The organism is Solibacillus sp. FSL W7-1324, from assembly GCF_038008025.1.
Taxonomy (GTDB): domain Bacteria; phylum Bacillota; class Bacilli; order Bacillales_A; family Planococcaceae; genus Solibacillus.
Genome location: NZ_JBBOYH010000001.1, coordinates 3638929 through 3665254 on the forward strand (window position 1 = coordinate 3638929; position 26326 = coordinate 3665254).

At 35.1% G+C, this 26326-nt stretch carries 22 protein-coding genes; 7 read left to right on the forward strand and 15 right to left on the reverse strand.

Features of this window, described 5'->3' with window-relative positions; translation table 11 throughout:
- Positions 1-60: 60 nt before the first annotated feature.
- Positions 61-1155 (forward strand): YhgE/Pip domain-containing protein, encoded by a 1095-nt coding sequence (locus tag MKY71_RS18215; protein WP_340733551.1) that lies wholly within the window; start codon positions 61-63, stop codon positions 1153-1155.
- A 62-nt stretch (positions 1156-1217) separates the two neighbouring features.
- Here MKY71_RS18215 and MKY71_RS18220 read toward each other — a convergent pair whose 3' ends face one another.
- From MKY71_RS18220 to MKY71_RS18240, 5 genes are all read right to left on the reverse strand, one after another.
- Entirely contained in the window at positions 1218-2885 is a 1668-nt protein-coding gene (locus tag MKY71_RS18220; protein ID WP_340733552.1) for a sodium:solute symporter family protein, read from the reverse strand.
- Between the two features lie 16 nt (positions 2886-2901).
- Positions 2902-3204, reverse strand: a complete 303-nt coding sequence (locus MKY71_RS18225) for a DUF4212 domain-containing protein (protein ID WP_339174525.1) — start codon at positions 3202-3204, stop codon at positions 2902-2904.
- Positions 3205-3913: 709 nt separating this feature from the next.
- The gene (locus tag MKY71_RS18230) at positions 3914-5710 is read right to left on the reverse strand and encodes a sulfatase-like hydrolase/transferase (protein ID WP_340733554.1); all 1797 of its coding nucleotides are present in this window, start codon (positions 5708-5710) and stop codon (positions 3914-3916) included.
- Between the two features lie 134 nt (positions 5711-5844).
- Positions 5845-7410, reverse strand: coding sequence for a histidine kinase N-terminal 7TM domain-containing diguanylate cyclase (locus MKY71_RS18235; RefSeq protein WP_339174528.1), 1566 nt, complete (start codon positions 7408-7410; stop codon positions 5845-5847).
- Positions 7411-7844: 434 nt separating this feature from the next.
- Complete coding sequence (locus tag MKY71_RS18240; RefSeq protein WP_340733555.1) at positions 7845-8627, reverse strand: alpha/beta hydrolase; 783 nt, start codon at positions 8625-8627, stop codon at positions 7845-7847.
- 320 nt (positions 8628-8947) lie between these two features.
- On the opposite strand from MKY71_RS18240, the gene MKY71_RS18245 reads away from it, so the two are divergent.
- The gene (locus MKY71_RS18245) at positions 8948-10138 is read left to right on the forward strand and encodes an MFS transporter (RefSeq protein WP_340733556.1); all 1191 of its coding nucleotides are present in this window, start codon (positions 8948-8950) and stop codon (positions 10136-10138) included.
- 63 nt (positions 10139-10201) lie between these two features.
- Here MKY71_RS18245 and MKY71_RS18250 read toward each other — a convergent pair whose 3' ends face one another.
- From MKY71_RS18250 to MKY71_RS18260, 3 genes are all read right to left on the reverse strand, one after another.
- Positions 10202-10477 carry a hypothetical protein gene (locus MKY71_RS18250; protein ID WP_340733557.1) on the reverse strand — a complete coding sequence of 92 codons (276 nt, stop codon included), beginning with the start codon at positions 10475-10477 and terminating at the stop codon, positions 10202-10204.
- 36 nt (positions 10478-10513) lie between these two features.
- The gene (locus tag MKY71_RS18255; RefSeq protein WP_340733558.1) at positions 10514-10909 is read right to left on the reverse strand and encodes an SAM-dependent methyltransferase; all 396 of its coding nucleotides are present in this window, start codon (positions 10907-10909) and stop codon (positions 10514-10516) included.
- Between the two features lie 177 nt (positions 10910-11086).
- Positions 11087-13462 (reverse strand): TOTE conflict system archaeo-eukaryotic primase domain-containing protein, encoded by a 2376-nt coding sequence (locus tag MKY71_RS18260; protein ID WP_340725440.1) that lies wholly within the window; start codon positions 13460-13462, stop codon positions 11087-11089.
- Between the two features lie 322 nt (positions 13463-13784).
- Between MKY71_RS18260 and MKY71_RS18265 the strand changes: the two genes are divergently transcribed.
- Positions 13785-14855, forward strand: coding sequence for a Fic family protein (locus MKY71_RS18265; RefSeq protein WP_339196678.1), 1071 nt, complete (start codon positions 13785-13787; stop codon positions 14853-14855).
- 332 nt (positions 14856-15187) lie between these two features.
- Here the strand turns inward: MKY71_RS18265 and MKY71_RS18270 are convergent, their stop codons facing one another.
- From MKY71_RS18270 to MKY71_RS18280, 3 genes are all read right to left on the reverse strand, one after another.
- The gene (locus tag MKY71_RS18270; protein WP_340733559.1) at positions 15188-15991 is read right to left on the reverse strand and encodes a lincosamide nucleotidyltransferase Lnu(B); all 804 of its coding nucleotides are present in this window, start codon (positions 15989-15991) and stop codon (positions 15188-15190) included.
- Positions 15992-16885: 894 nt separating this feature from the next.
- Positions 16886-17884 carry a hypothetical protein gene (locus MKY71_RS18275; RefSeq protein ID WP_340733560.1) on the reverse strand — a complete coding sequence of 333 codons (999 nt, stop codon included), beginning with the start codon at positions 17882-17884 and terminating at the stop codon, positions 16886-16888.
- Positions 17885-18237: 353 nt separating this feature from the next.
- Positions 18238-18666, reverse strand: coding sequence for a helix-turn-helix domain-containing protein (locus tag MKY71_RS18280; RefSeq protein ID WP_340733562.1), 429 nt, complete (start codon positions 18664-18666; stop codon positions 18238-18240).
- 125 nt (positions 18667-18791) lie between these two features.
- On the opposite strand from MKY71_RS18280, the gene MKY71_RS18285 reads away from it, so the two are divergent.
- The 4 genes from MKY71_RS18285 to MKY71_RS18300 all read left to right on the forward strand — a co-directional run bounded on the left by MKY71_RS18285 (position 18792) and on the right by MKY71_RS18300 (position 23225).
- A complete protein-coding gene (locus tag MKY71_RS18285) occupies positions 18792-19457 on the forward strand; it encodes a hypothetical protein (RefSeq protein WP_340733564.1) in 666 nt (221 codons plus the stop codon).
- Between the two features lie 330 nt (positions 19458-19787).
- Positions 19788-19961 (forward strand): hypothetical protein, encoded by a 174-nt coding sequence (locus MKY71_RS18290; RefSeq protein WP_340733565.1) that lies wholly within the window; start codon positions 19788-19790, stop codon positions 19959-19961.
- Between the two features lie 5 nt (positions 19962-19966).
- A complete protein-coding gene (locus MKY71_RS18295) occupies positions 19967-21436 on the forward strand; it encodes a recombinase family protein (RefSeq protein WP_340733566.1) in 1470 nt (489 codons plus the stop codon).
- Positions 21437-21503: 67 nt separating this feature from the next.
- Positions 21504-23225, forward strand: a complete 1722-nt coding sequence (locus MKY71_RS18300) for a recombinase family protein (protein ID WP_340733568.1) — start codon at positions 21504-21506, stop codon at positions 23223-23225.
- On the opposite strand, the gene rlmH is transcribed toward MKY71_RS18300, so the two are convergent.
- The 4 genes from rlmH to MKY71_RS18320 all read right to left on the reverse strand — a co-directional run bounded on the left by rlmH (position 23160) and on the right by MKY71_RS18320 (position 26314).
- Positions 23160-23639: a 23S rRNA (pseudouridine(1915)-N(3))-methyltransferase RlmH gene (gene rlmH / locus MKY71_RS18305; protein ID WP_339174534.1), complete on the reverse strand. Its 480-nt coding sequence runs from the start codon at positions 23637-23639 to the stop codon at positions 23160-23162. The two genes, MKY71_RS18300 and rlmH, sit on opposite strands and share 66 nt — an antisense overlap.
- A gap of 90 nt (positions 23640-23729) precedes the next feature.
- On the reverse strand, positions 23730-23894 hold the full coding sequence (locus MKY71_RS18310; protein ID WP_079523607.1) for a CxxH/CxxC protein: 165 nt from the start codon (positions 23892-23894) through the stop codon (positions 23730-23732).
- 163 nt (positions 23895-24057) lie between these two features.
- Positions 24058-25350, reverse strand: a complete 1293-nt coding sequence (locus tag MKY71_RS18315; RefSeq protein ID WP_340733570.1) for a S1C family serine protease — start codon at positions 25348-25350, stop codon at positions 24058-24060.
- A gap of 175 nt (positions 25351-25525) precedes the next feature.
- Positions 25526-26314: an MBL fold metallo-hydrolase gene (locus MKY71_RS18320; protein ID WP_251691005.1), complete on the reverse strand. Its 789-nt coding sequence runs from the start codon at positions 26312-26314 to the stop codon at positions 25526-25528.
- Between the last annotated feature and the right edge of the window lie 12 nt (positions 26315-26326).

Below are 26326 nucleotides of genomic sequence, written 5' to 3' on the forward strand. Positions count from 1 at the left end.
AAATGAGATTATTTAAAGAAAAATTAGCATGGGCTGCTCCTATTGCTGTTATATTAATTATTGCTCTATTTTCTTTCAGTAAACCTATTCGCACAAGGGAATCCGCAAGTAAAAAATCTGCCGGTTGCTCTTATTGTCAATGATGAGGGTCAACACGTTGATACGATTCTTGAAGCTGTGAAACAAATGAGTCAAGGTGTAGATGGTGCAGAACCGGTTATGGCATTTACAAATGAAAAGGAAGAAAATATTGAGTCACTTTTTGCAGATAAAAAGTATTACGCAGCACTTGTCATCCCTGAAGGCTACAATGACACATTGCAAAATGCATTATCGAATAACGAAGCTGCCAAACTGCAAATATCTATTAACCAAGGCTTTAATATGTCAGGCGCAAACTATGCGAAAACTGCTTTAAACGGGCTTGTCTCTGGAGTGAATGACCAATATTCGGCAAACTTTTTATCACAGCTTGGTAATGATAAAATTGATGCTACACAAGCTGCGATCTTAGTAAATCCAATTGTTGCTGAAGAAAAAATATACAATCCTATTACAGCATCAACTGCTAACGGGAGTGCCCCAACTTTATTGGCAGTACCTGCATGGGTAGGTGCGCTAATCGGTGGATTCATTGTATTTTTAGCAACATCAGGCATCTTGAAAAAAGAACTGTTAACTCGTAAACAAACATTACGTCTCATAGGGGGGCAAATTTTATTCGGCGTAATTATTGCCCTATTCTCGGGCTTTACTGTTGCAACACTTGCACAAATCGCAGGAATTAATATGCCAGGCTATTTTCTGGTTGCCTTCTTTGTATCATTTGCGGCATTCTGTTTCTATTTATTAGTATCTGCAATTACTGCATGGATCGGCAAACCGGCGATTACATTATTCATGGTCGTCATGCTTTTAGGTATGGGTGTTCTTATGACACCACAGGAAATGCTTCCAAGTTTCTTTGTAAACTTCATTCGTCCTTGGGTACCAATTCGCTTTGCTTCTGAAGGTTTACGAGAAATTTTCTACTTCGGCAGCGGATTTTACACGGGTGCTTCCTTCAATACAATTTTAGGAATTGGCATTGCAGGTTTAGTTATTTTCTTACTGTCTGTTTTCAAACCAGTAAAAGTGAAAGAACAACAAAGCTAACAAATAGAAAAACGTTATTTTGCATTCGGTGCAAAATAACGTTTTTTTATTTCCCTCAATTTTTATTCTTTCGCTGATCCGTCATTTAAATAAACTTCGCCGTCTTTATAAACCATTTGTTCTGGGTAACGCAGATTTATAACGGCATCTTGAAGTTCTTGTGATGGTGCCCGTGTTGAAAGCGAAACAATGATATTAGTAGCGAAGGCAGCAATGGCTCCGAAAATACCTGCACCCGTATCAATGATGCCTAATATTGTATAGCCACCATACTTCGCACTGAAGATATAAATAAGTGTTACCGCTAAACCGACTAGCATTCCCGCTATTGTTCCTTTTGCATTAGCACGCTTCCACCATACACCTAAAACGAGTGCTGGGAAGAACGTACCTGTTGCAAGCGCAAATGCCCATGCAACAATTTGAGTAATGGCACCAGGAGGGTTTAATGCAATAATACCAGCCAATAGTGTTGCAACAACAATTGAAATACGTCCTATTAACAGGCGTTTTTGTTCAGATGCTTGTGGATTGATGATACGGTAATAAATATCGTGTGCAAATGAAGAGGATATAGAAATCATTAAACCACCAGCTGTAGATAAGGCGGCTGCCATTGCGCCTGCAGCCACAAGTCCAATAACAAATACACCAAGATTTGCAATTTCAGGTGTAGCCATTACAACAATATCATTGGCAATTTGCAGTTCAGGCCATTGAAGAATGCCGTCACCATTTGCATCGGCTATCCCCAATTTCCCTGTATCTATCCATGATTGAGTCCAAGCAGGTAGCTCCGCAATTTTATTACCGGCAACTTCCGTCATTAATATAAAGCGAGCAAAAGCTGCATAAGCTGGTGCACTAAAATATAAAAGCCCGATAAACACTAATGCCCATGCACCTGACCAGCGAGCCGCCTTCATAGTACCAACTGTATAAAAACGTACGATTACATGCGGAAGTCCAGCCGTACCACACATTAACGTAAACATAAGAGCTAAAAACTGCCACTTAGTTCCATTTGTAAAAGGTGCAAAATACTCCGAAATACCGAGCTCCCGATCGAGTTCACCCATTCTCGTTAAAATTTCACCATAGGAAATCCATGGTAAAGGATTACTAGTCAAATGGAAGGACATAAAAATAACAGGTACTAAATAGGCGATAATTAAAATGATGTATTGTGCTACTTGAGTCCAAGTAATACCTTTCATACCACCAAATGCAGCATAAAATGCAATGAGCACAACGCCGATCATTGTTCCTATTTTCGCATCAATTTCAAAGAGACGTCCGATTACTACACCAGAACCGGATAGCTGTCCGATTGAGTATGTGAAGCTGATAATAATTGTACATATAGCAGCTATTATAAGTGCTGCCTTACTATTAAAACGGTCCCCGATAAATTCAGGCACAGTATAGCGACCAAATTTCCGTAGCTGTGGCGCAAGTAATATTGATAAAAATAAATAACCGCCAGTCCAGCCCATAATATAAGCCAATCCATCATAGCCAAGCAGCATAATCGTACCAGCCATCCCGATAAAGGATGCTGCACTCATCCAGTCTGCACCAATCGCCATCCCATTAAAAATAGGTGGTACGCCACGACCAGCAACATAGAAATCAGATGTTTGTTTCGCCGTATTATAAACCGCAATCCATATATACAAAGCAAATGTAGCCAGTATAATTAACGTTGAAACTATAAATTGAGTATCCATAAATTACCTCCCCTCATTAATGATTTATCATATTATTTGCGCTAATTTCTTCATTTCTCGTTTCACTGATTCCATACTTTTTATCGATTTTGTCTCCAACAATCGCATTTACAAACAGCAAAATAATGAAGGTAAACAAAGCTCCAATTGCCCCCATAAAATAGTGGAACGGGAACCCTAAAAACTGAACTTCGGTTAATGAATCTGCAAGCGCTACCATAACATACGAAACTAAAAACCAAATAACAAAGTAAACAGCCATGTACGTATTTTTCTCACGGAAATAGGCATCAGCAACTTTTTTGTCGATTTTTTTCATCTAGACCTTCTTTCTTCAAATTTTTATCGTAAATCAAAAATAAAAAGAAGTGTTTCCTTTAAAGGAAGTGGTACTAAAATCACCTTAACGACCATTAAAATCATAAGTCCTATTATAGGAAAGGTGAGCGCGATAAAACGTTTTTTTATTAGTCCATAAGCAAGACAGCAAATGGAGAAAAGAATAATGAATAGAAGCAACTAATTCCCCCTATGTCTTTATGTTTTTTTTAATGTATGTTAAAAATGTCCAGGATAAAACGACTATAGAATAAAAAAATCATTTGAGTAGGGATAACTAAAAAAGACAAGCTTCAAAAATTAAAACCACCTAGTACGAAGAAAAATCAACGTTCCAGGTGGTTTTCATTAAAAATATCCCAACTTATGATATAGTTTATTTCCTATTTTATCGGATACATTTTTTCTTATAAACTTAAACACAGAATACATAATTATTAAAGGTTCCGCGGTTCCCTATGTTATATTGGAATAGTAATGAATGACCAGCATTCTTTTGACATCGAAAATGTTTATTTAAAATGGTTAAATCAGCATTATTGGGTGCCAAACCCATTAGAGTTCTTCAGGAACAAAGAATTCTACCGCAGCATCTCCAAGTGAGATGCTGCCTTTTTTTGCAGAAAAATTTAAAAAGCTTAGAGGTTATTAGCATTTAATTTCCTCTAAGCTTTTTTATGTTATTTTTATTAACCAGCGCTATCTTCCATACACGTTGCAGTGCCGTTCGTTGGAATAAGCCTTTTTTGCTCCCGCTGTTCTTCCAGAAGACTCATCATTAATGATTGAATCAACTTTGTTACGACATTTGCGTGTATAGGATTTGCAAGATTTTTTCTTTCAAGAGGATCTTTCGTAAGATTATACAGCTCATATTGTTCGGGCACAGGAATTGTTTTGGTTACTATTTTTGACAGAGAAACAGTGACCTCTTCATTAATTGGCGTTTGGCTCTGGATTTCCGTTACTTGATCTTCTACTCCGGGATTACTCCAAAATTGGGGGTTGTCGAAGTATCTGGAAAATTTCCAGAGCTCCTTTTCCCTATTTTGACCTGTTGAAAGATAAGCAATGACTGATTCTATATGATTTGGTTGGGTAACAGAATTATACGGTTGACCAGTAATACTAACCTGAGATAATCCTCTTGTTACATCATCATCGGTCATAAAATACACTGGTTCATTTCTCCTCAGGAAAGCATCTTCCCCATGGAGAAGTGGCGTTAAATCTCTTCCTACTGGTTGATGTACTTCAGTATGATTTTTCCTTAACTCCTGCTGAATTTTTTTTGCATCAATTTTTGCCAATCCCAGCAGAGTAGGCAAAATATCTACATGACTCGTTAGCATATCTGTAGTTTGCCTATTTGAAAACAATTTCGGACTATGAATGATAAATGGTACATGAGTCGCTTCTTCGTATGCGTTATACCACTTTTGAAATAATCCCCCATGAGCACCTAATAAATCCCCGTGATCAGAAGTAAAAATAATAATCGTATTATCATAAAACTTGCTCGATTTTAATTTATCGTATACTTTACCCATTTCTTGATCGACTTTTTTATGGAGAGAAAAATAAAGCTGACGATAAAAAAGACTGTCTCTTGTTGGCTGGAAGGCTTTGTGATAGGTTTCCTTGTAGCTTTGTTGCGCAGTTGGCTTTGTGTGCAGTAATTCATCCGATGTAGGAGCAGGTGGAATAAAAGGTACAGAAGGGTCTACTTCAAAGTTAAATAGCGGGTGGTATTCAGTTGTTTCGCCGAACAATGTAATATCATGTGGATTTAAAAATGAAGATACGATCAACCAAGGCTGACTTTCATTAATGCTATCTGCTTCAAGTGTATGAAGTAAATCAACTACCTCTCTTGAATACACTTCATCACGCCCACTCGTTCCGATGGCAGCAGATGAAGCAGAATTTCGGGGATTTGATCCATGTGGTTCTGGACCAAGCCAGCCAGAAAAGCCGAATTCATTTAGTCGATCAGATTCCAAGTAAAAGTTTTCAAGTTTTCGGTCAGGAATACCTGTATTTGAGTCGTAACTAGGCAATGCATCTTGAGTTCCAGGAATTAAAATATCCTGAGGGCTCGCATGCCATTTCCCCTTCCAAAATGTACGGTAGCCTGCCGCACGAAAATAGTCTCCAAAAGTTGGAACTGTATTAGGATCTAACCAAAATACATCCGGTTCAAATGAAGAAGCAGCAGCCCCTATTGTTTTAGTCAGTCCATGTAATGATGGGTATTGTCCCGTATACAGTGTTGCTCTACTCGGTGAACAAGCAATGCTTCCAACATAATGGTTTAAAAATTCCATTCCATTTTCCCGTAATAATTCCTGTGTCTTTAAGTTTTCTTTACGCCATTTCTTCAGTTCCTTATTTTCGTAAACAGTCGGAAACCGTTGTTCATCCACTAGAAAGATAAGGATATTAGGTTTTGCTTCCCGTATGTTTTCCTCTTTCTGCAGTTCCAAATATTTTCCCCCTTGCAAACATCAATAATTAAAACATCTTATGATTACAGTTTAAAAATTACGATACGCATTAGGGGGATATTACTCAGAAAGGCACCAACTGGCTCTGTATGCTTACTATTTAAGGGAATTCTCTACATTTCTTTCATTGAATAAGTTTCTTTCGTAATCTTTTTGTCCTCATACATACGTTTATCACACGTATGATATAAGGTTTCATAGTCTAAGCCATCTTCTTTTATAAAAGCAATACCCATACTTGGTACAACTTCGATTTCAATGTCATTCTTCTTATATAAATTCTTCTGGAATACATAACGTACCTTACTTATTTGCTTTAAAAACTTTTCCTTTGATTCAATCTGCTCAAAAAACATAATGAATTCATCGCCGCCTAAGCGTGCAAGTATATGTGGGTTTGGTAAATTTTCACGCCAGCAATTTGATGCAAAAACTAACACATTATCTCCTGTTAAATGACCGTATACATCATTTATTTCTTTAAAGAAGTTTAAATCACAGAGCATTAATGCAGCATCTTTTTCTTTGGACTGTCTCAACTTCTTTTTAACTTCTTCTTCAAAATAAGTACGATTATATAACCCGGTTAATACGTCATGATGCGCTAAGTATTCAAACTGTCTAGATTGCAAAAGTAAGCTTTCTTCATACTTTATAGATTCCGTAATATCATGTAATATGAACATCTTTCCAATCGGCTTATTATTACTTCCGTTTACATATGAAAAATGAACATTATAATATTTATCTCCCAGCTGCATTGATTGTGATGATCCGTTATCTATTTCAGCATTATGTTCAATGAATTGTACTAATAGCGGGAATTGAGATAGAATCTTTGCTGCCGATTTGCCGATCAATTTTTGATTAGGCTGCTCAAACAAACTATTAGCCGATTTATTATAAATTTTTAAATTATTATCTGTATCGAAAATGACTACAGCATCATTGATAGATTCGAAAACTTTTTTCATAGCCAAAGGAGATAATTTCAGCATATTAAATTGATAAATTCCCCATAGGTAAAATAATGAAGAAAAAATAAGTCCAAATGGCGAAATATCGATTGGAATTTTTATTGCACCTATAGAATGGATGAATGGAAAACCAAACACAAATAAAGAACCAATTATCATCAGGATTACTTGTTTTCTTTTCTCTTTATTTGCCTTAAAATACATTTGAAGTAATAATACAATACCAAACAAATGGTAACTATAAACGTAGAAAATATGTAAGTAAAATAGTAGGCCTCTATCCAAATCAATTAGCGGAAATCCCTGAGAAAAATCTAATGCCGCGCTCTTATAAAATAAGTGGTGCCATTCATTAGTAAAATGGGCAGTTAATGTATAAATGGGACCGATTAATAATAGGGGAATTATTCTTTTTGTTAAAAACCTTTGCTTACCTGTAAATTGTAATGTCATGATTACCCAAATAAATGGAGCAAAGGGAATTCCTATATATTGAATATGTATCCAAAACATCATTTGATCTACTGTCGTACTTAAAAGTTGAAATGCATAGCCAAATGTATAGAAAAATGCTGTCAAGACACCCAAGCCATAACTAATCGAAATAGGAGTTTCTCTATTTTGCCAAGCATAATACAGCAACATCATGTAACAAAAAACAAAAAGAAATAAAATGGATGAAAGTATAAAGTTATAGCTCATAATGTGTATTCCTCCGATAGAGTCTTTCAATAAATACTAAGTTATAAAGATAAGGATAGAACTATTTCAAATTGAAAAATCCATTTTAATATATCTATTCGTAATATTATCACGTGACTCTGATTTACAATATACTTTTGCTTGCAAGATCTCCACTAGCACTCAGTTAAATCTTTCTCCATTCTTCTTTCGGAAATTAGACCATTGTTTTAATACATCCCTTTACATCTTTTTTCCCTTCTGATTGGTTGAATTCCTCCTTTTATTATCAAAATTAAAAAAGACATACCCATTTTATCTGGATATGCCTAAGTATGGATAAAATTATTGCAATTTGCATTGACTCATTGACTATAAAATTAATTATTAAGCTTATGCCATAAAATAATCTACTCTATGCTTATGTATCTTTATAGTAAGGCGAAAATCTAAAATTAGTTCTTCTGTTTTTGACTTGTATTATCTAGAAATTCTATCAGCTTATTAAATGTATTTTCAGCCTGAAGTGTATTCATCATAAATTGATACTCATGTCCTAACTTAGCTTCTTCAGTTGAATAGAAGATTTGGGAAACTTCTACACCCTTGTTTTTCAGTTTATCAGCTAATTCTTTCCCTTGATCATCAAATGACCCTATATTACCATCTGTTATAAACGTAGATGGAAAATTGCCAGAAACATGTTGAAGAATAGAAGCTTCCTTTACTTTATCTGAATTTGTCCAATTTCGCTCACCTATATAAGCCCAGCCAACTCGCTTAAACAGAAAATTTATTAAAAAGCTACTACTATTGGAAAGCTTTGAAACATCGTATGGTCCACAAAATAATAGCACACCTTTAATCTTGTCTGATGAAACAGTACCTTCTATTCCAAGCATATTTGCATAGCCTTTATCTACTTGAACATTCACAAATTGGCTTATAATTTGTGCACCTGCTGAATCCCCTGCAAAGTATAGACGATTCATATCAATACCATATTTTTTTGCATTTTTATCTATAAATTGAAAAGCTTCTTTTACTTGATATAACGGCGTGGGATATTTGGAATTCGGCGCTAAGCCATAATTAATGTTAATTACGATATAGCCTTTACTAGCAATCTGAACTGCATATTCAGTAATATCCGACTTGTCACCCCCCAAAAAAGCTCCTCCGTGTACCCAGAATATAACCGGCAAATACCCTTCATATTCCTTATATAGCCAACCCAATTACTAACCCAACTAAAAATAAAATCATTACTTAAGTCTCCTACCAGACATTTAAATTAGTTTAATTTTCCTGTATTTTCATTATAGTTATTAAATTTCAAGTAATCTACTACATAACCTAAATTCAATTTATAAGATCTATTTAACCTTTAATTTTTGTAATGAATAATTAAAAAGAACTGAATTGAAGGGGATTTTAGGGAGTATCCTTCTCTCCTTGACTAAGATAGGGTTTTTCAGGAAAACATATTCTTGGTATGATGTTAAGGTTGTGTAATTATTATGGTACACATTTACATTCATCTAAGAAAGAGGTATTTATGGACTCCACAAAATTATCAAAGCAACATTGGTTGCTGATCTTAACACTTTCTTTATTAACATTTGTACTTGGGACAAGTGAATTTGTTATTGTCGGAATCTTAACAGATATTTCTTCAAGTCTTAATATGACTAATGCAAAAACCGGTACACTCGTTTCTGCATTTGCAATTACGTTTGCCATCGCTACACCACTGGTGATGTCAGTAACAAGTCACTTACCAAAGCGTAAATGGATGTTGTTTTTAATGGCATCTTTCATCATTCTAAATGCTTTATGCATAATTTCGACGAGTTATATCATGCTCCTTACACTACGAATTATGACAGCGGTTGTAACAGGAGTTTTAATCTCTCTAGCTATGATTGTAGCAAGTGAAACCATCCCGATTAAAAAACGCGGACTTGCCATTTCATTCGTTTTCGGTGGTTTCACACTTGCAAATGTCGTTGGAGTGCCAATGGGTATTGTTATCGCTGAAGCTTACGGCTGGAATGCCACTTTCATGTTAACCACTTTCCTAGGAGGATTGGCATTTTTGGCATCCTTTTTTGTCTTACCTCATAAACTCAGTCAAGTACGCAGTTCGATACGTGATCAGTTTTCTTTATTGACCAATCCTCGTATATTAATGGCTTTTTTCATTCCTGCACTCGGATTTGGCGCAACTTATGCGGTCTTTACATACCTTGTACCAATCTTGAAAGAAATGGGGGCACCAAATAAGTCAATTAGTATAATCTTATTTAGTTATGGATTTATTTCCATTTTCAGCAACATCCTCGCTGGTAAAATTGCTAGCCAAAATGCAATCGGTCGCCTTCGGTTTGTTTTTCTCGTGCAAGCAGTTGTTCTGACTAGTTTATTTTGGACTACCAATCATTTTGTTTTAGGATTAATAAATATCGGATTAATGTCGTTAATGGCTATTCTTTTAACAACATCTACTCAGCTATATTTAATTGACCTTGCAGGAATTTACCAGCCAAAAGCAACAGGACTCGCCGCTTCACTAATGCCAGTGGCAAGCAACGTAGGCATCGCTTTCGGTTCTGCATTAGGTGGAATTGTGTACCATCAAGGAAATTTAATGAATGTAGCTTGGGTCGGTGGGATAATTGCCGTCTGTGCAAGTCTGCTAACTTTCTTAAGTCATCAATTAGACCGAAAACAAAATACATCTGAATAGTTTTAGTAGAAAAACAGGCACAATCGCATGAAGCGAATGTGCCTGTTTCAGTTGAACCGATTACTATTTTTTACGAACAACAATCATAACAAAGTTTAATAATTCATTTAAGCCACGGTTTAAAAATTCAGCATCATTTAACGCGTATTCGTTCCCCGTATTGATCCAGTCCTGCCAACACGCTTCGAATTGATCCGATTCATAGACCGTCACCTCGATTAAATCCTCACAGCCTTGTTGAATATGTTTTTCCCACCAATTCGCACTGTGGAATGTATCAACAGCATCTTCCAGCCATTCACTCATCACCTCAGGTACTTGTTCAAGCTCTGATTTCAAACCAGGAACACAAATTAGTGCGTACCCACCACCTTTTTAAAGGGGAAGCATTTTCTTCGCAAAAAATTGTTCTTCACAGCCGTAATAATGGTAAGAGTCAATGCTCACAATTGTATCAAAAAAATCATTCGCAAAAGGTAAGTCTAGTGCATTCGCATGAATTGGGATCATTTTATCCTCAAGCTTCCACTGTTGTATGGTTTCCCAATTTTCTGTTGCAGAAATCCATAAATCTGTTGCATAGACAGTATTTGCATTCGTTTCATTTGCAATATAAACCGATGTTAGTGCTTTACCACAGCCAAGATCAAGAATTGTTCCACCTGTTATGGCTTCCGGATTTTTAACTAGGAGCTCCTCGAGAAGTCGTATCGAATTTGGCCCCATCAAATAGTCTTTTGTAAAATAATCTTTATACTTGTTACTGTTCATTTTTCTCCAACCTTTTACATAGGGATGATGCTATTTCTGAATTTCAAAAACCGCACTTACTTATGGTACGGTTCACCGTAATGTAGCTAAGTGCGGTTATTTAACTAACGTTTATAATAAAGAAAAGAAGTACATATTTAATATGGATATCTATTTACTCTAGCACTTTCATATAAATCAAAATAACTTTATTTGCTCTGTACTTGATAACTTACTTTTATTTTCATCAACAAGTTTATATCCCATTGATTGATAAGCCTTCAACCTTTTCTCAAACATTCTCTGCAGCATTGGCTCTTTTCGGTCAACATAATCATATACCTTTACTACTGATTTATTTTCATCTACCCGATGTAACCTACCAACATACTGCTGCAATGTTCCTTTCCATGATAAAGGCATCACTAAAAATAATGTATCTAAACTTGCATGGTCAAAACCTTCTCCTATATATTTTCCTGTTGCGATAATGAGCCGCTCTTCATTCGCATTTAAATTTTGCAATGCATTTAATTTCTCCAATTGCTCCTTAGACTTCATACCGCCCGTTAACACAATCAAATTTTTTACGAAGTTTCTAAACATACCTTCTAAAATTTTCACATGCTCTACTCTTTCAGTCAAAATCAATGGGGTAGCTCCGTTATCTAAAGCTTGTAACACATCATCAAAAATTAATCGATTGCGAACATCATCTTGTATTAGTGCTTTATAAACGTCCTGAATTTTTTTAGAATCATTTGTTGTATTATCTTTAAATTGCGTATAACGAGGATATAGAAGATGCTCAAATGAATGTACTTTTGAATAGGATTTAGCTGTAACTCTATGGCAAATTGAACCTAATTGCATCGTCATAATTGAATGTAAACCATCTTTTCTAGTAGGAGTAGCCGTTAAACCGCAAATATATTTAGCTTCTACTTTTTTCATTACTTTTTCAAAGCTTACTGCTGAAATATGATGACACTCATCCACAATAACCTGACCATAGTTTTTCACTTCATCCTTTATTTCTCCACGATAATTTAAGCTTTGAATTGTGGCTATATCAATATTAAATGTTTGCTTATTTTTCCCTCCACTAATGTGACCTATTAATGTATCTTTATCTAAAAAAACATTAAGACGTTCTTTCCATTGTTCAATTAATTGTTTCCGATGAACAATAATTAATGTATTCACCTTTCTTTGCGCTATCAGTGATGCAGCTACAACCGTTTTACCAAAACCTGTTGTGGCCGATAAAATTCCTATTGGACGTTCCAAAAGCTTTTCTACCGCTACTTGTTGTTCTGGCGTTAAATTCCCTTTGAAGTTAGATGTAATTGTTTCACCTAATTGTGTTTGATCGTCAAATAAAGCCGTAATTCCTCTGCCCTCTAATACCTTTATTAACGCTTCCTTGCATCCGCGAGGGATAATAATAAAGTCAGTAGTTTCCTCATGACAATTTATATTTTTAGGTATACTATGCGTACTTAAGCGTCTAGCCTGTGCCTTGAAAAATTCAGGATTCTTTATTGAGGATAACTTTAAAATCTCATGCATTATTTGCGAAGGAATTTCATGCTTATTTAAATATAGTCCGTTTTTTTCGATGATTGTAATAGCTAATGGAAGCTTATCTACATCGTTATCCTTCACTTCTTTCACTTGTATAATCTGCTTCGGCTGAGAAGTTGCCCATAGTATTTTTTTGATTGCATTTAAATCTAATTTACGAACTTTTTCTAAATATCCCCATTGATCTTCATAAGCATTAAAATTTTCATCTACAAATACACTATTCAACTGTATTCGAGGACCTCTTTGTAAAGGAAGTGCGATTAAATTTCCGAATCCTCCCTTTGGTAAAGTATCTTGATTTGGAAATAGACGATCATAGGAATCCATTCCGATTTCATATCGATTAGAGAGCGTTTCTGATAAAATAAAATGCCCCAATTGTCGAGCTACTTTTGCTGAAATGGGCTCACTAAAAAACAGCCACACATGTCCTCCATTTCCAGATCTCGAACGTTCAATACTAACAGGTACATCAAGTTGTTGACATGTATCTACAAATGCTTGAATATCTTTTTGCCAATCACGTTTATCAAAATCTACTGCTAAAAACCAACACGTTTCATCTTTTAACAATGGGTATAGACCGATAGTAATCTCTCCTGAAAGATGCCGATAAATCGTTTCATCGCTAAGAGGTATTAGTTTTCTAACCTGACATTGCGAACATTTTATATTTGGCTTCTGACATAACGGAGGCTGCCACTCTAACGAACAGGCAGGTGTATAACCTGATTTATTATTTTTAGACTGCCATCGAACAGCATAAACATCGTCTCTTCCGCGGAATAAACTTTTAAAAATCTGCACTCTTTTTTGAAGGATTTTTTCTTTCAATTGTTCGTTATGATTAGCTCGCTTAACTGGCTCTACTATTTTATTTGGTTCAACTTGCTTTTGTTTAAGCAATCCCCTCAAATGTGCATTTTCTTTTTTTAAATGTTCGATTTCTAAAAGGGCTTGATGGAGTTGTTGTTCAATATTCATCAAATTGTGCCTTTCCGTTTTTTTAAAACTCAATTTTTATTCCGATTCATCTAAATTCATTATAATTTTTTGCACCAGATTTTTGTATCCTTAAATTAAACTCAAAATTAGAAAAAGTGAAAAATAACCAATTATTTCGCTATCAAAATATCTCAACAAATTAACGTATCATTAATTTAAATTTAGCGTATAAATAGCGTATTTAAATTATAAATTAGCATACGAATAGCGTATAATTAACGTACGTTATTATATTCTATTTGAGGTGATTCATCTGTACACACCAAAATTTATTTACACGCAAGCTATTGTAAAAGATTTAATGTCAATTGAACGTTCTCGATCTATCGTAGAACTAATGCCTATTCCGGCACATATTGAAAGTGACTTAAAAGAACAAGCTAAATTAAAAGCAACCCATTACTCAACACGAATTGAAGGGAATACTTTAGATTTAGAACAGGTTGCACGTGTAGTTAAACAAAAGAAGGACGACTTAAGAATACCTGTCGAGGAAGAAGTACGAAATTATTGGGAAGCCCTTTCGTTTTTAACACAAGAAAAAAATAAAAATACACCCATAACTGAAGATTTTATTAAAAAGTTACACTCCATCATTGTTAAACATGGCTCAGGTAGAAAGTCTTCTAAAAGTAATTACCGTGGACCAATGCCTCCAGGAGTACTATTTGCTGTTTTCGATAATCAAACAAGACAACCCGATTATATTCCTCCAGAATACTCTGATGTCCCTGCGTTAATGAAATCTTTTGTTAAATGGATACAGTCAGAAAACGAAATGCCTGTTCCGATTAAAGCTGCAATTGTTACTTATCAACTACTAACGATTCATCCTTTTGAAGATGGTAATGGACGTACCGCACGAGCTTTAGCATCTTATGTTTTATCAACAACTAATTATGATGTGAAAGGCTTCCATTCTATTGAAGAATATTATGTTGAAGATTTACAAGGCTACTACAAACATTTACAAATGGGCTTACCCGCTCTTTATTATGATGGGCGTGAAAATCCAAAAAATTTAGCTCCATGGATTGAGTATTTCCTTAGAACAATGGCACTTGCCTATGAAAAAGTTGCTAATCTATCTATCCAATTTGCTACCTCCACTACAGATCAGCGTATCTTATCGTTAGAGCCAAAAGAAAAAACGTTACTTCGCTATTTAATTGAACGCAATAGACCTGTTAAACCAAAAGAAATTGCTGAACTGTTCCAAGTGAAACCAATAACGATTACAAAATGGGCTAATACTTGGTTAGAAAGAAATATAATTGAAGGGGCTAGTGGAAATCAGCGTATCACATCGTATAGAATTGGTAAAAATTATAAAGATTTAACTTTGAATGATTTAGGTTATAAAGAAGACTAAATAAAATCACGCCAAACATTATCAAATAAATGTTTGGCGTGGCAATATTGATCACTAATTCTTATCTCACTTCTTTAGCTTTCTTCTAGAATATGTTACGCCCTCCCGTAATCTATCTGCAAATTTCTATTTACTATCTAACAAAAACAAACCACCAACTACAATAAATCTACTGTAATCGATGGTTTATTAAAAACCGCACTTACTTATGATACGGTTCACCGTGGTAATTTAAGAGGCAAAAAACACTAACTAAACGAGCTTGCAACCACAAGCTCGTTGTTTGTTTTCTTCTATATAAAGAATCACTGTTAGTACAATAGGGACTTTTTCTATTCATTCATATAATGTAACAGTTTTTCGAAAAAATCATTGCTAACAGTTAATTGATACCGTCTTTCAAGAAATTTATACAGTTCTATAATGAAGAGTAAGGAATTTTTGTACGCTTCGTGTAGTTCTGATCTCTCTAATCGAGCAGTAGTCTTTCTAAACTTTTCATAGCTTTCAGGACTAATTTCTTTTTCAAGATTTTTAGTCATATTGAGCCAGTTATCAGCGTTTTCTTCCACTATTCGAATGAGTTGCAGAATATTTTTTTGGAATTGTGATAGAAGTTCCAACGAACGAGCGTATTCTCCTCTTTTGAGAACATTAATCCCCATCAACCATAGGTTAGAAAAATTATTCAATAAAAAATTAACGTTTTCTTCTGTCAGTCTTTTTGGCCCTGAACCGCCTAATCCTGATAAATACTGCTCTAATTGTCCTGTTTCATCATAAATGAACATAGATTTTGTATCAGGAAAGAAACCCGTTTCTTTGAACGAAGGAATGATATTCATTTCCCTTTCGGAAAGGAAATGAAATTCACCACGTATTAGATTTTCAAAAATCACTACTTCCGTACCGTACTCATTTTGGTAGAGTAATGAGTATGGAGCGACTTCATATAGCCATTTTGCTGAATCAAAAGTGGAAACCGTGTCATCTTTTAGGAAAACATAAAATTCTATATCAGAGTATTGATCGCCCTCTCCTTTTGTAAAAGAGCCATACATCATACAAGCAGATATTTTTTTATCTAACTCGACCAGTTTCTTAACCCTTGCTATTAGTTCTTTTTGTTTTAACAATTTAATCTCCTCTTTCTTAATTTAGTTTTAGGGAGAATAAAAAATCCTCCCAAATGATTTTGGAAGGATTAGTCAAATCGCATTTTTACCGTACTCAAATAAAGCTATTTAGCCATTCAGCTGTTTAGCATTAAAGTAATATAGTATATAGAAAAATGGGCAGACTAATCCTAAGTTTTTTAATCTGAAATATGCTATTTCAAATTCTGAAAAATTAGGTTAGTTCTTCATTGTCCACCCATCATTCCTTTCATTTATAGTATGACAATTTTAACATCTCTAAATTAAGAATTCAAGTTATAGTAGCTAACAATCAAAACTACAAACTGTGAAGAAATATACTTAAACTCTATTACCCCTATAGTTTAAGTAGGTTCCTCTTTAACTTATTTTAGTCGATTTTTCTTTATGAATTCATCGAAGTCACTATCTACATTCTTTACTAACCGATTTTGATTAAACTTCTCATTATATTGTTCCTTTCAATTTCTATACTGTTGCCTTCTAAACGAATTTCAATTCTCACACAATTTGTTCAACTAATATTTTTTTTACTTCTCACAGTTTGTGAATACAAATATATGCAAATGTCTAATCGAATAACAATTATAATCACTAATCTAATTTGAAATAGATGCGCAAACATATTGCGATTATGAATACAATTGCAATACAACTCACTGGCAAATATATTCATGAATAACTTTACGATTATATTCAAACTGTAATTGCTTATCTAATTACAGTTCTATTCGCACATCTACTTTAAATCAATACATAAATATATTATTACGAATAATACAGTCACAATATAATTCGCATACAAGTTTAACCGCGAATAGATTTCCGATTTCATTTGGAACAGAATCGCATATTTCAACCAAATAGCAGTTGTTATTTAAACTTCGTGTATAAGTCATTCAATGGGTTTTTAAAGTGACGTGGAGCTTGAGGATAGTTCTTTGGAATCGTGATAGGGTTTATATTTAAGTCGCCCAAATAATTTAGCATTTTATTATAAACGTATTTTGAGTAGGAACGTTTTGCTGTCGATAAACTTTTATAGGCGGACTTTTTAAGGAATTCTTTAAGAAGCGCTTTATCAGTAGCTTTTAGTGGCGCGTAGCCGATCCACTTTTCGGCATATGCATATTTATAATAATCTCCTTGAGGATAAATACTTAAAAGATAGGATTTCAAGTAAGAATAGTAAACACTTTCTTTGAAGTAGCTTTCCAATTTCATTGGAATAGGGGTTTTACATCTCTTACTTGCCTTATAGTATAAGTGATTATAAAGAAGCCTTACTTCAAAACGTATTACGTCTTTTTCATAAGGTTGAAGTTTACAGCGCTTTGCAAACCTTTCAGCTTCTTTATCATACGCAGTTGTTACTACCGATTGCGAATTATGATAAACCGTCGTATTAAAGTCTTCGAATTCACCTGAAGCATTTTTCTTACCTGTACACTTTATTTGATGACGGTATTTTTCAACATGTTTCTTAATTAAATGGAAATATAACTTGCGCAATTGTTTATTTTCAATTGTTACATCGAATCGGTAGTCTAATCTCGCGAGTATGTGAGAATCGTAATGCGTTGCGTGATTAAACAACAGCATTAAGCACTCAAGTATATTTAACTTGATCTCCCTGTAATCCGTTTCAGTTATGTCAGATTTTTGTAACAGCGCCACCGCATCAACAAACAATGATAAATACCATCTCCCATGTCCTTTTGTGATTTGAGGGACTAACGCAAAATTAAAGTATTCACCGTATACCTTTTGGAAATATTGATTTAAATGTTTGTAATCCGTTCCAAATTTAATTTGCGCTACGTTTACATCTTCATCAGTAATTGGAAACTTCATTAAAAAAGTATGAATCATATGTGATCACTCCTAATCTATTAGTATGTAATTAGGTTTATCTAACTCTGTGATTTCATAGTATTTAGGAGTTTATTTTTTTCCCAATTCAAATATATTTATTCTTCACGAGAACGTGCGCACGAGGACACAAAGCACCGCTAATAATGAAGCTTGTCGCGCCAAATCAATATGCCATTTTCAACGAACAAATATATATGAGAATAAAAATGAAAGGGATAAATTATAATTGTGGGAATTTAGAGGTTTTCAAAAGACATTATACATACAATTTATTATTTGAAAAGCCCTTCTAATGTCGGACACTGTTCAATACAAAAAAGACCGAGAACATACCGTCCTCGGCATAGAAGTCATTTTAAATTCTTCAACTTATTAATTGCATTACCTAACTCAGAAAGTTCATGCCACTGCGATTCTCTGCTCCATTCAAATTCAACTATCCTTTCTATCATGTTCAATACCATCATTGTTTCTTCTCTCGTCAAAATCTTATCTGCCACTCGTAACGGCGACTTAAACATTAATGAGTAAAGATCCAAGACTCCCTCCTGCTCAGCTAACCCTTCTGCCAAGGTCATTAAATCTACCTTGAGCGCGCGCGACAGCTCCATCAAAATTGGAAAAGACGGACACTGCTTTTCGCTGCGCTCCAAGCGTGAAATATACGAGGGGCTAATTCCTGTCGCCGCGCTCAATTGTTGCAACGTCATGCCACGTGCTTTACGCAAACGTTTCAATTTCTCCGCAAATGCTTCATCAAATACTTTTACCGCTTTCATATCTTTGATTCCCCCTAACATATACCGATCTGGTATTCCAATATTTGTGTTTTTATATTTTAATTAGATTAAAGTTTTTTATAACTTCTAAATAGAAATGAAACATATAAATTAGGAGATGTTTTATGTATATTCATGCTATTATCAAATTCGGAAATCGAAAGTGGATGGATGAATTTCAAAAAGGAAAAATACATTTTAAGCAACTTAAACAGTTTCAAGACTTTGAAAAAAAACATGATAATGCAAAGCGCGGAGATAAATATGAGGGCGCTCATATGGTTCTTTCGCCAGCACAAAACAAAATAGTTATTGGAAATTATGAGTTAGATAGCAATGACTTAGTGGGACCAATACGTACTTATAAAAATTCATCTTCCAAGAATCCTATTTTTTGCTTATATGCGCTTACAGAAGAAATTGTAGAATCATTTTTAACATCCAATAGAACATTTTTAATCGATCCTAAAGTTCAAACTTTTGGTGACACCGCTGTATATATAACGGATTTTAAAGAATTTCTTAATAGATTTGAATCTGCTCTCAACAAGCAATTAGGTATAGGTTATAGCCGAGGTCTTGTTGAATATGTCGATGTTAATGAGGTTAATGGCGAATGGGGAGCTTTTCGTAAACCAAGAGAGTATGATTTTCAATCTGAATATAGACTTTTAATAAACTCACCTATTAATGACCCGAGTATTGACCTGGATATTGGTGATATAAGTGACATAACCATCTCTATGCCTATCGAAAGCATTCAAAGTATAGAACTCCAGACTAAACTTTAATTCTAATGCATAGACATTTCTCGGACAGTTTTTCTATTGACAAATGAAAAAATTTTTTTAAAATTACAATTATAAAATTGCATATAGACATTTAACATATGATTTTTTTATGGTTTTTGTATATTTTAACTGGTTTATTTAGATACATGTTTTTACTTAAAATGCTTGATAGCTCACTGGGATTTTTGCGCCCATTTTTGGCTAACTGCGCATTTTAATACATGTGTTTCTAAATAAGCCAGTTTTTTTGTGCCTTCCCCCTTACATAGGCTATTGAAGCTTTTTCTTCGTTAGCCTTCCTCAATAAATTCCACGAAAGGATGACCTCTTATGAAACAATCCCCTTCTCTAAACTTCCACGAAGAAATCGAAAAACAATTACTAATTGGTACCGATCTTGAAAAGTACCATGCTCGCCATTTTTTAAATACCCTCTCAGAAATGATCCTTAAATATGAAAAAAAACTTTGCGAACAACATAAACAAGATCAATTAGGAGCGTGATATATATGCGTGCAGTAGGTTATGTTCGAGTAAGTACAGATAAACAATTAGATAACACTTCTATCGCAAAGCAAACCGAAGAAATTAAAAGATACTGCGACTCTAACGGCATTACCCTTATCCATATCTTTGATGAAGGAGCTAAATCAGGTAAATCCGTTAATAATCGCGAAGCATTTAAGGCGATGTATGCGTTCATTATGGACAAAGCCAATAAGATCGATTGTGTCGTTGTCTATGATTCTGACCGTATTTCGCGTGACAATTTAGAAGCACTTTATTTTTATAAGCGCCTAAACGATGCTAAAGTACGACTCATTTGTATTGCTGATAATATCGATACAAGTGATCCCCGCTCAAAAGTTTTATATCAAATGATGTCGTTAATTGCAGATTGGGAAAGAGATATGATTATTGGTAGAACAAGTTCAGGTATGGAAAAAAGAGCTTCAGAAGGGCTTTTTAATGGCGGTGTTGTTTATGGCTACACCTCCTCAAATAAACAGCTAAAAGTTGTCCCTGAAGAAGCAAAGATAGTAAACTTTATTTTTAATAAATACGCAAATGAGCAATGGGGCTATAAAAAAATTGCTTCTACCCTAAACGACTTAGGTATTCGGACAAAGAAAAATAACTACTGGACCATTTTTGCCGTGAAAACCATTTTAAATAATCCGATTTATATTGGAAAAATGAAATGGCGCGGTGAATTACAAAATGGAAAACATGAGCCTATCATCAACGTCATACTTTGGGAAAAAGCCCAAAATGTGATGAAACTAAATAGTCATTTTCAAGATAAGATTCATCCTGGTAGCTTTCCGCTGTCTGGTTTATTAAAATGTCCGCAATGTGGCTCTCCGATGGTTCAAGGGAATAGCAGTCCAAAGTATAAATATTATCAATGTTCGCGCAACAAAAATAGTGGCACCTCCGCTTGTGCGGCCAATCTTATCCCAAAGGAATACGCCGAAAAAACTGTATATGAGCAAGTTTTCGCCACCCTTCAAAAGCATAATCTTGTTGAGCCATTAATTAACACACTCCATTCTAACTCCATGAACGAAGTAATGACTATGCAACAGCAAGTGAAAAAACAAGAAGCAGACTTGGCAGATTTAAAACGCAAAAGAAAAGAACTGATGAATTGGCGCTTGCGGGAAATCATCACAGAAGAAATGTTCGAAGAGGAGATACATGACGTACAACAGGAAGAGCAAGCACTTGTAAAGCAAATAGAAAGCTTGAACCAACAGATAAAACTAAGTGATAAACACTTCTTAACAACTATTGTTGCGAATTCATTAAGTGACTTCTCACAATTTTTCAATACGATAGAAGATGATGATAAGAAGATCCTTTTACAATCTTTAATTAAAGAGATTCACATTAATCCAGCTGACAAACCAAAGAACCGAACCATTAAAGACATCATATATAAATTTGATTTAGCATATTTAAATCAAGCTATTTAAGGGAAAGGGCGCATCCTTTCTCTTTTTTTCTTTTCGTATTAAAATGGCGTTGAAAGGAGGATTTTTCATGAATGAAATCAGACAAGTTGCTATTTATTGTAGGGTTTCAACGGAGGAACAGGCAACAGAAGGTTATAGTATTTCTGCACAACTGCAAACATTGCGCCAGTATGCACAGTTATACGGCTGGGAAATCACAGGTGAATATGTGGATGAAGGGATAAGTGGAAAAAACATTAGTGGGCGTCCCGCAATTCAAAAACTTATAGCCGACGTCGATAAAAATAAGTTTCAAGCTGTGCTCGTTTGGAAAATCTCACGTCTATCGCGCAACATGTTGGACACGCTTACGTTATTAGACCTGTTTGAAGATAACGGCGTAAAATTCATTTCTTACTCTGAAAACTTTGATACAGGCAGTCCAATTGGTCGATTAGTTGTACAGCTGATGGCTTCTATCGCTGAAATGGAACGTAATACGCTGTCTGAAAATGTAAAGCTCGGTATGAAGCAACGCGCATTAGAAGGATCCTGGAATGGTGGTATTATATTCGGGTATGACGTCATTGAGAAAGAGTTGGTTATTAATGAAAAGGAAGCCTCTATTATTCGATTAGCTTTTGAATTGTATGCAGAAGGTAAAGGGTTGAAAGCAATTGCTAATCACTTGAATAAAGCAGGCTATCGAACAAAACGTGGACATCATTTTTCCATAAACGGCGTTGCACAAATTTTAGACAATATCGTGTACAACGGTAAAATCAGCTGGGCAAAAGTTGAAAACTGGGATAGCAAGCGTAGAAAAAGTAGAAATCCTAATCCAATTATTGTTGAAGGCAAGCATGAGTCGATTATTTCAGACGACCTTTGGAATATTGTTCAAGCAAGGCGAAACAGCAAATCCTTTAAACAACGTCAATCGAATAAACCATTTTTACTTAGTGGTCTGTTGCGCTGTCCTACTTGTAATCAAGGTATGGTTCCAGCCACTACAACTTGTACTCTAAAAGGCGGAACAAAAAGGAAATATCGTTATTACGTTTGCTCTGATTTTCACAACAAAGGAGCATCCGCTTGTAGTGCCAATTCAACAAAAGCATACGAAGCAGAAGCACAACTCATTAATAAGATTGAACAATTCGCTCATAATGAAGAACAACTCTTTACTAAACTACAAGCTCTTAATACTACTTCAATTGAATTGCTACATTCTTTAACTATGGAACTTGAAGTAATAAAAAAACGACTGCTCGAAATACAGTCGCTTCAAAATCAGTATTTAGATGCATTTGAACAAAAGACATTGCCTGTAACAATATTACATGAGCGCTTACAAAAATTATCATCTGAAAAGACAGCTTTAGAACAAAGACAAAATGAAATCACCGCGCAATTAAGCTCTAACGATTCTAAAGTAATACAACCTGAGCTTATTCAAACGTTGCTGATGCGATTTTTAGAAGTTTATAAATATGCGTCAAGAGAACATCAGAAAAGGTTACTACAATTACTTATTGAAAGAATTACAATTGCGCAACCAAAAGGTAAACCGCGCTCAATTGATATAGTTGAACTTAACTTCGATTTTTCAGAAGTAAATGTTTCTAAAACCTTTACACTTCTCCACCTCTTGTATCGCGAAGCAGATAGAGAAAATGAATGTACATCCTCTATATCTGCTTACGACCACAAAATGCCACCTTATTTACAACTTTTTTTGCCTCTATTTATGGTACGGTTCGCCCTTAATAATTCTAAAGCTTCGGTAAATCTGCTCTACCAGCACTAGTTTCATCAACTGGTGAGGTAGGGTCATTTTTCCGAAGCATAGTTTTTCATCTGCGCGCTTAAGTACATCCGCATGCAATCCTAATGATCCGCCTATTACAAACACGACTTTGCTTTTCCCGTAGGTCATCAATGCCTCTAGATCTGCAGCCATTTCTTCGCTTGTTTTCATTTTACCTTCCAGTGCCAATGCGATGACATAGGTTCCGTCATTGATTTTCGCAAGGATACGTTCTCCTTCTTTACGTTTGACGATTTCCATATCAGCATCACTTAACTGTTCAGGTGCTTTCTCATCCGGTACTTCCACTAAGTCGATTTTTGCATAGCCGCCTAATCGCTTAACATATTCTTCGATACCCATTTTTAAATACTTTTCTTTTAACTTACCAACCGAGATGATAGTAATATTCACAACTTATCCACCTTTACGTTCCATTTACAAACAAGTTATCCACAAAAGTTATGCACATATCCCCAACTAAAAACTACATATTGTGTAAAGTTATTTACTTGATACAACATATGTTGCTGACTGTTCACAGTAAGAACAAGTTGTTGATAACTTTTCTTCTTCCGATAATAAATCCATCATCGGGAAATTTTCTGTTTCTGCCACATGCATATCCAACGCATGATCTATATGGGTTTCGCAGCTGTATGTCTTCATTTTTAAACCTTCTTTCTTTTCTGAAATTTCCACAAACTTATTCACAATTTTTGAAATGTTATCCACAACCCATTGTAACAGACAAAAAACGAGTAGAAAAGACAAGCCTTTTTCTTCTCTACCCGTTGTGTACAATTTCATTCTTTAATTAAGTTATCCACATTTATAATTGTGCAGTTTCCACTAACTTCAAATCGGCTTCTACTATTTTACCGTTACGATAAACTTTAATCTTTAATGTATCCCCAATAGATTTTTCATTATATAAATGTTTGCGTAACTCTATTGCATTATCGATTTTTTCGCCATCCATTTCCACAATGACATCGTACTGCTGTAAACCTGCTTTATCTGCTGCAGAACCTCTTACAACTTGAGAAATGACAACACCATTTGTTACTTCTTCCGGTAATTTCAATGTTTGCTGTTGATAGTAAGCCGGTACTTCCGTTAAATCGACTAAGGAAATACCCATTGTTGGGCGTTGTACTTCCCCGTGCTTTTCTAACTGTTCAATAATCGGAATGGCTGAATTGATTGGAATTGCAAATCCTAAGCCCTCAACTGAAGATTGGGCAATTTTCATTGAATTTATACCAATTAATTCACCAGCGATATTTACTAGGGCACCACCTGAGTTCCCTGAGTTAATTGCTGCATCCGTCTGTAATACTTCTGTTGACCAATCCTCGACACCATCTTCATTTAAGTCAACCGGTACAGAACGGTCTTTACCCGAAATGACGCCTGTTGTTACCGAGCCATAAAAATCTAAACCGAGTGGATTTCCGATTGCAATCACTGTTTCACCTTGTTTTAATACATCCGAATCTCCAAAGTTGGCTACTGTATCTATTCCTTCACTTGGTATTGAAAGTATCGCCAAGTCTGTCCAAATATCAGAACCGATAAGCTCTGCTTTTACTTTCTCACCATCATCCAACGTCACTTCAATTTGTTCTGCACCATCCACAACATGGTGGTTCGTCACGATAAAGGCAAAGTTCCCTTCTTTTTTATAAACAACACCCGAACCGCTACCTACCGCTTGAGCTTCTCCTGTACTTTGGTTCCAAAAATTTGGTGCTACATTTTGAATATTTGTAATCCCTACAACGGCACTTGATACCTTTTCAACTGCATTTGTTACATCTGTTGTTACCTCTGTTGCAGTTTGACTAATCGTTGAGTTTGGGGAATTATTTGTAACCGAGTTTACTTCATTTCCACCCGGTAACTGGTTTGCCAACGAGGGAAGCAGAAGCCATAATAGTAAAGCACCAACGACAACACCACTTAAACCAGATAAAAAATAACCGCCTTTACTGCCGCCTCTTTTTTCCTTTCTATTTTGCCGCTGTTTTTTTTCTTCTTCTTCTCTTTTTAAACGAGCCTCAAGCTCTGCAATACGATCATTTTGGATTTCCTTCTTATCATCTTCAGGATAGTAACCCATATCCCTCATCCTTTCTTTGTTTTCCTTACTGATAGCATACACATTTAACATTAAAATTAGATGAAAATCACATAAAACCTAATTAAAAATATAAATAAAAAAGGTATGCTAAAAGTAGAAACTTTTAACACACCTATCTTTTACCCATATTTAGTTCAATTATGCTTTGCTGATATTAAACTGTCACAAGCTTTGTCGGCTCGTTTGCATCGGTATCATGCAGATGCAAATATTCTCCTGCAATAATGCCGCAAGACTGCAATGTCTGCTCTACGCTCATCCGCGCCAGATCTTTCATATTGTTGTCTTTACTTAAATGCGCCAAATAAATTTGCGTCGGTTTTTCTGCGACCACATCAGCCATTGCCACTGCAGCATCTTCATTTGAAACATGGCCTACATCCGATAATATACGGCGTTTAATACTCCAAGGGTATTTGCCCATTTGAAGCATACTCACATCGTGGTTACTTTCAAATACATAGGCATCTGCTGCTGAGATATAACCTTTCATCCGGTCACTGACATAACCTGTGTCTGTAATGACAACTAGCTTTCTCCCGTTCTCATAGAATGTGTAGAACATCGGTTCAGCAGCATCATGGGACACTGCAAATGATTGAATATCCAATCCGCCAAATGTTTTTACTGTTTCCATATCGAAATCGAAACATAAATCGGTTGGTATTGTTCCTACTAGCCCGTCCATCGCTGTCCATGTTTTTGCATTTGCAAATACAGGAATATTATATTTCCGTGCAATGACACCTAGTCCTTTAATATGGTCACTATGCTCATGTGTTACTAAAATACCTGATAAACTTTTCATATCACGATCTATATTAGCAAACAGTTGCTCCATTTTCTTTCCGCTTAAGCCTGCATCAATCAAAAATGAGTGTTCATCATTTTCTACGTAGACTGCGTTTCCTGTACTGCCACTTGCTAAAACGCTAAATCGCATTGTTAAAACTCC

Bases quoted from the DNA above. Each gene is read 5' to 3' on its own strand.
- MKY71_RS18285 (WP_340733564.1), top strand. From the start codon at position 18,792: ATGTATATTCATGCTATTATCAAATTCGGAAATCGAAAGTGGATGGAT.
- MKY71_RS18300 (WP_340733568.1), top strand. From the start codon at position 21,504: ATGAATGAAATCAGACAAGTTGCTATTTATTGTAGGGTTTCAACGGAG.
- MKY71_RS18275 (WP_340733560.1), bottom strand. From the start codon at position 17,884: ATGATTCATACTTTTTTAATGAAGTTTCCAATTACTGATGAAGATGTA.
- MKY71_RS18310 (WP_079523607.1), bottom strand. From the start codon at position 23,894: ATGAAGACATACAGCTGCGAAACCCATATAGATCATGCGTTGGATATG.
- MKY71_RS18320 (WP_251691005.1), bottom strand. From the start codon at position 26,314: ATGCGATTTAGCGTTTTAGCAAGTGGCAGTACAGGAAACGCAGTCTAC.
- MKY71_RS18225 (WP_339174525.1), bottom strand. From the start codon at position 3,204: ATGAAAAAAATCGACAAAAAAGTTGCTGATGCCTATTTCCGTGAGAAA.
- MKY71_RS18295 (WP_340733566.1), top strand. From the start codon at position 19,967: ATGCGTGCAGTAGGTTATGTTCGAGTAAGTACAGATAAACAATTAGAT.
- MKY71_RS18280 (WP_340733562.1), bottom strand. From the start codon at position 18,666: ATGAAAGCGGTAAAAGTATTTGATGAAGCATTTGCGGAGAAATTGAAA.
- MKY71_RS18235 (WP_339174528.1), bottom strand. From the start codon at position 7,410: ATGAGCTATAACTTTATACTTTCATCCATTTTATTTCTTTTTGTTTTT.
- MKY71_RS18220 (WP_340733552.1), bottom strand. From the start codon at position 2,885: ATGGATACTCAATTTATAGTTTCAACGTTAATTATACTGGCTACATTT.
- MKY71_RS18255 (WP_340733558.1), bottom strand. From the start codon at position 10,909: ATGAACAGTAACAAGTATAAAGATTATTTTACAAAAGACTATTTGATG.
- MKY71_RS18260 (WP_340725440.1), bottom strand. From the start codon at position 13,462: ATGAATATTGAACAACAACTCCATCAAGCCCTTTTAGAAATCGAACAT.
- MKY71_RS18315 (WP_340733570.1), bottom strand. From the start codon at position 25,350: ATGGGTTACTATCCTGAAGATGATAAGAAGGAAATCCAAAATGATCGT.
- MKY71_RS18265 (WP_339196678.1), top strand. From the start codon at position 13,785: ATGTCAATTGAACGTTCTCGATCTATCGTAGAACTAATGCCTATTCCG.
- MKY71_RS18290 (WP_340733565.1), top strand. From the start codon at position 19,788: ATGAAACAATCCCCTTCTCTAAACTTCCACGAAGAAATCGAAAAACAA.
- MKY71_RS18245 (WP_340733556.1), top strand. From the start codon at position 8,948: ATGGACTCCACAAAATTATCAAAGCAACATTGGTTGCTGATCTTAACA.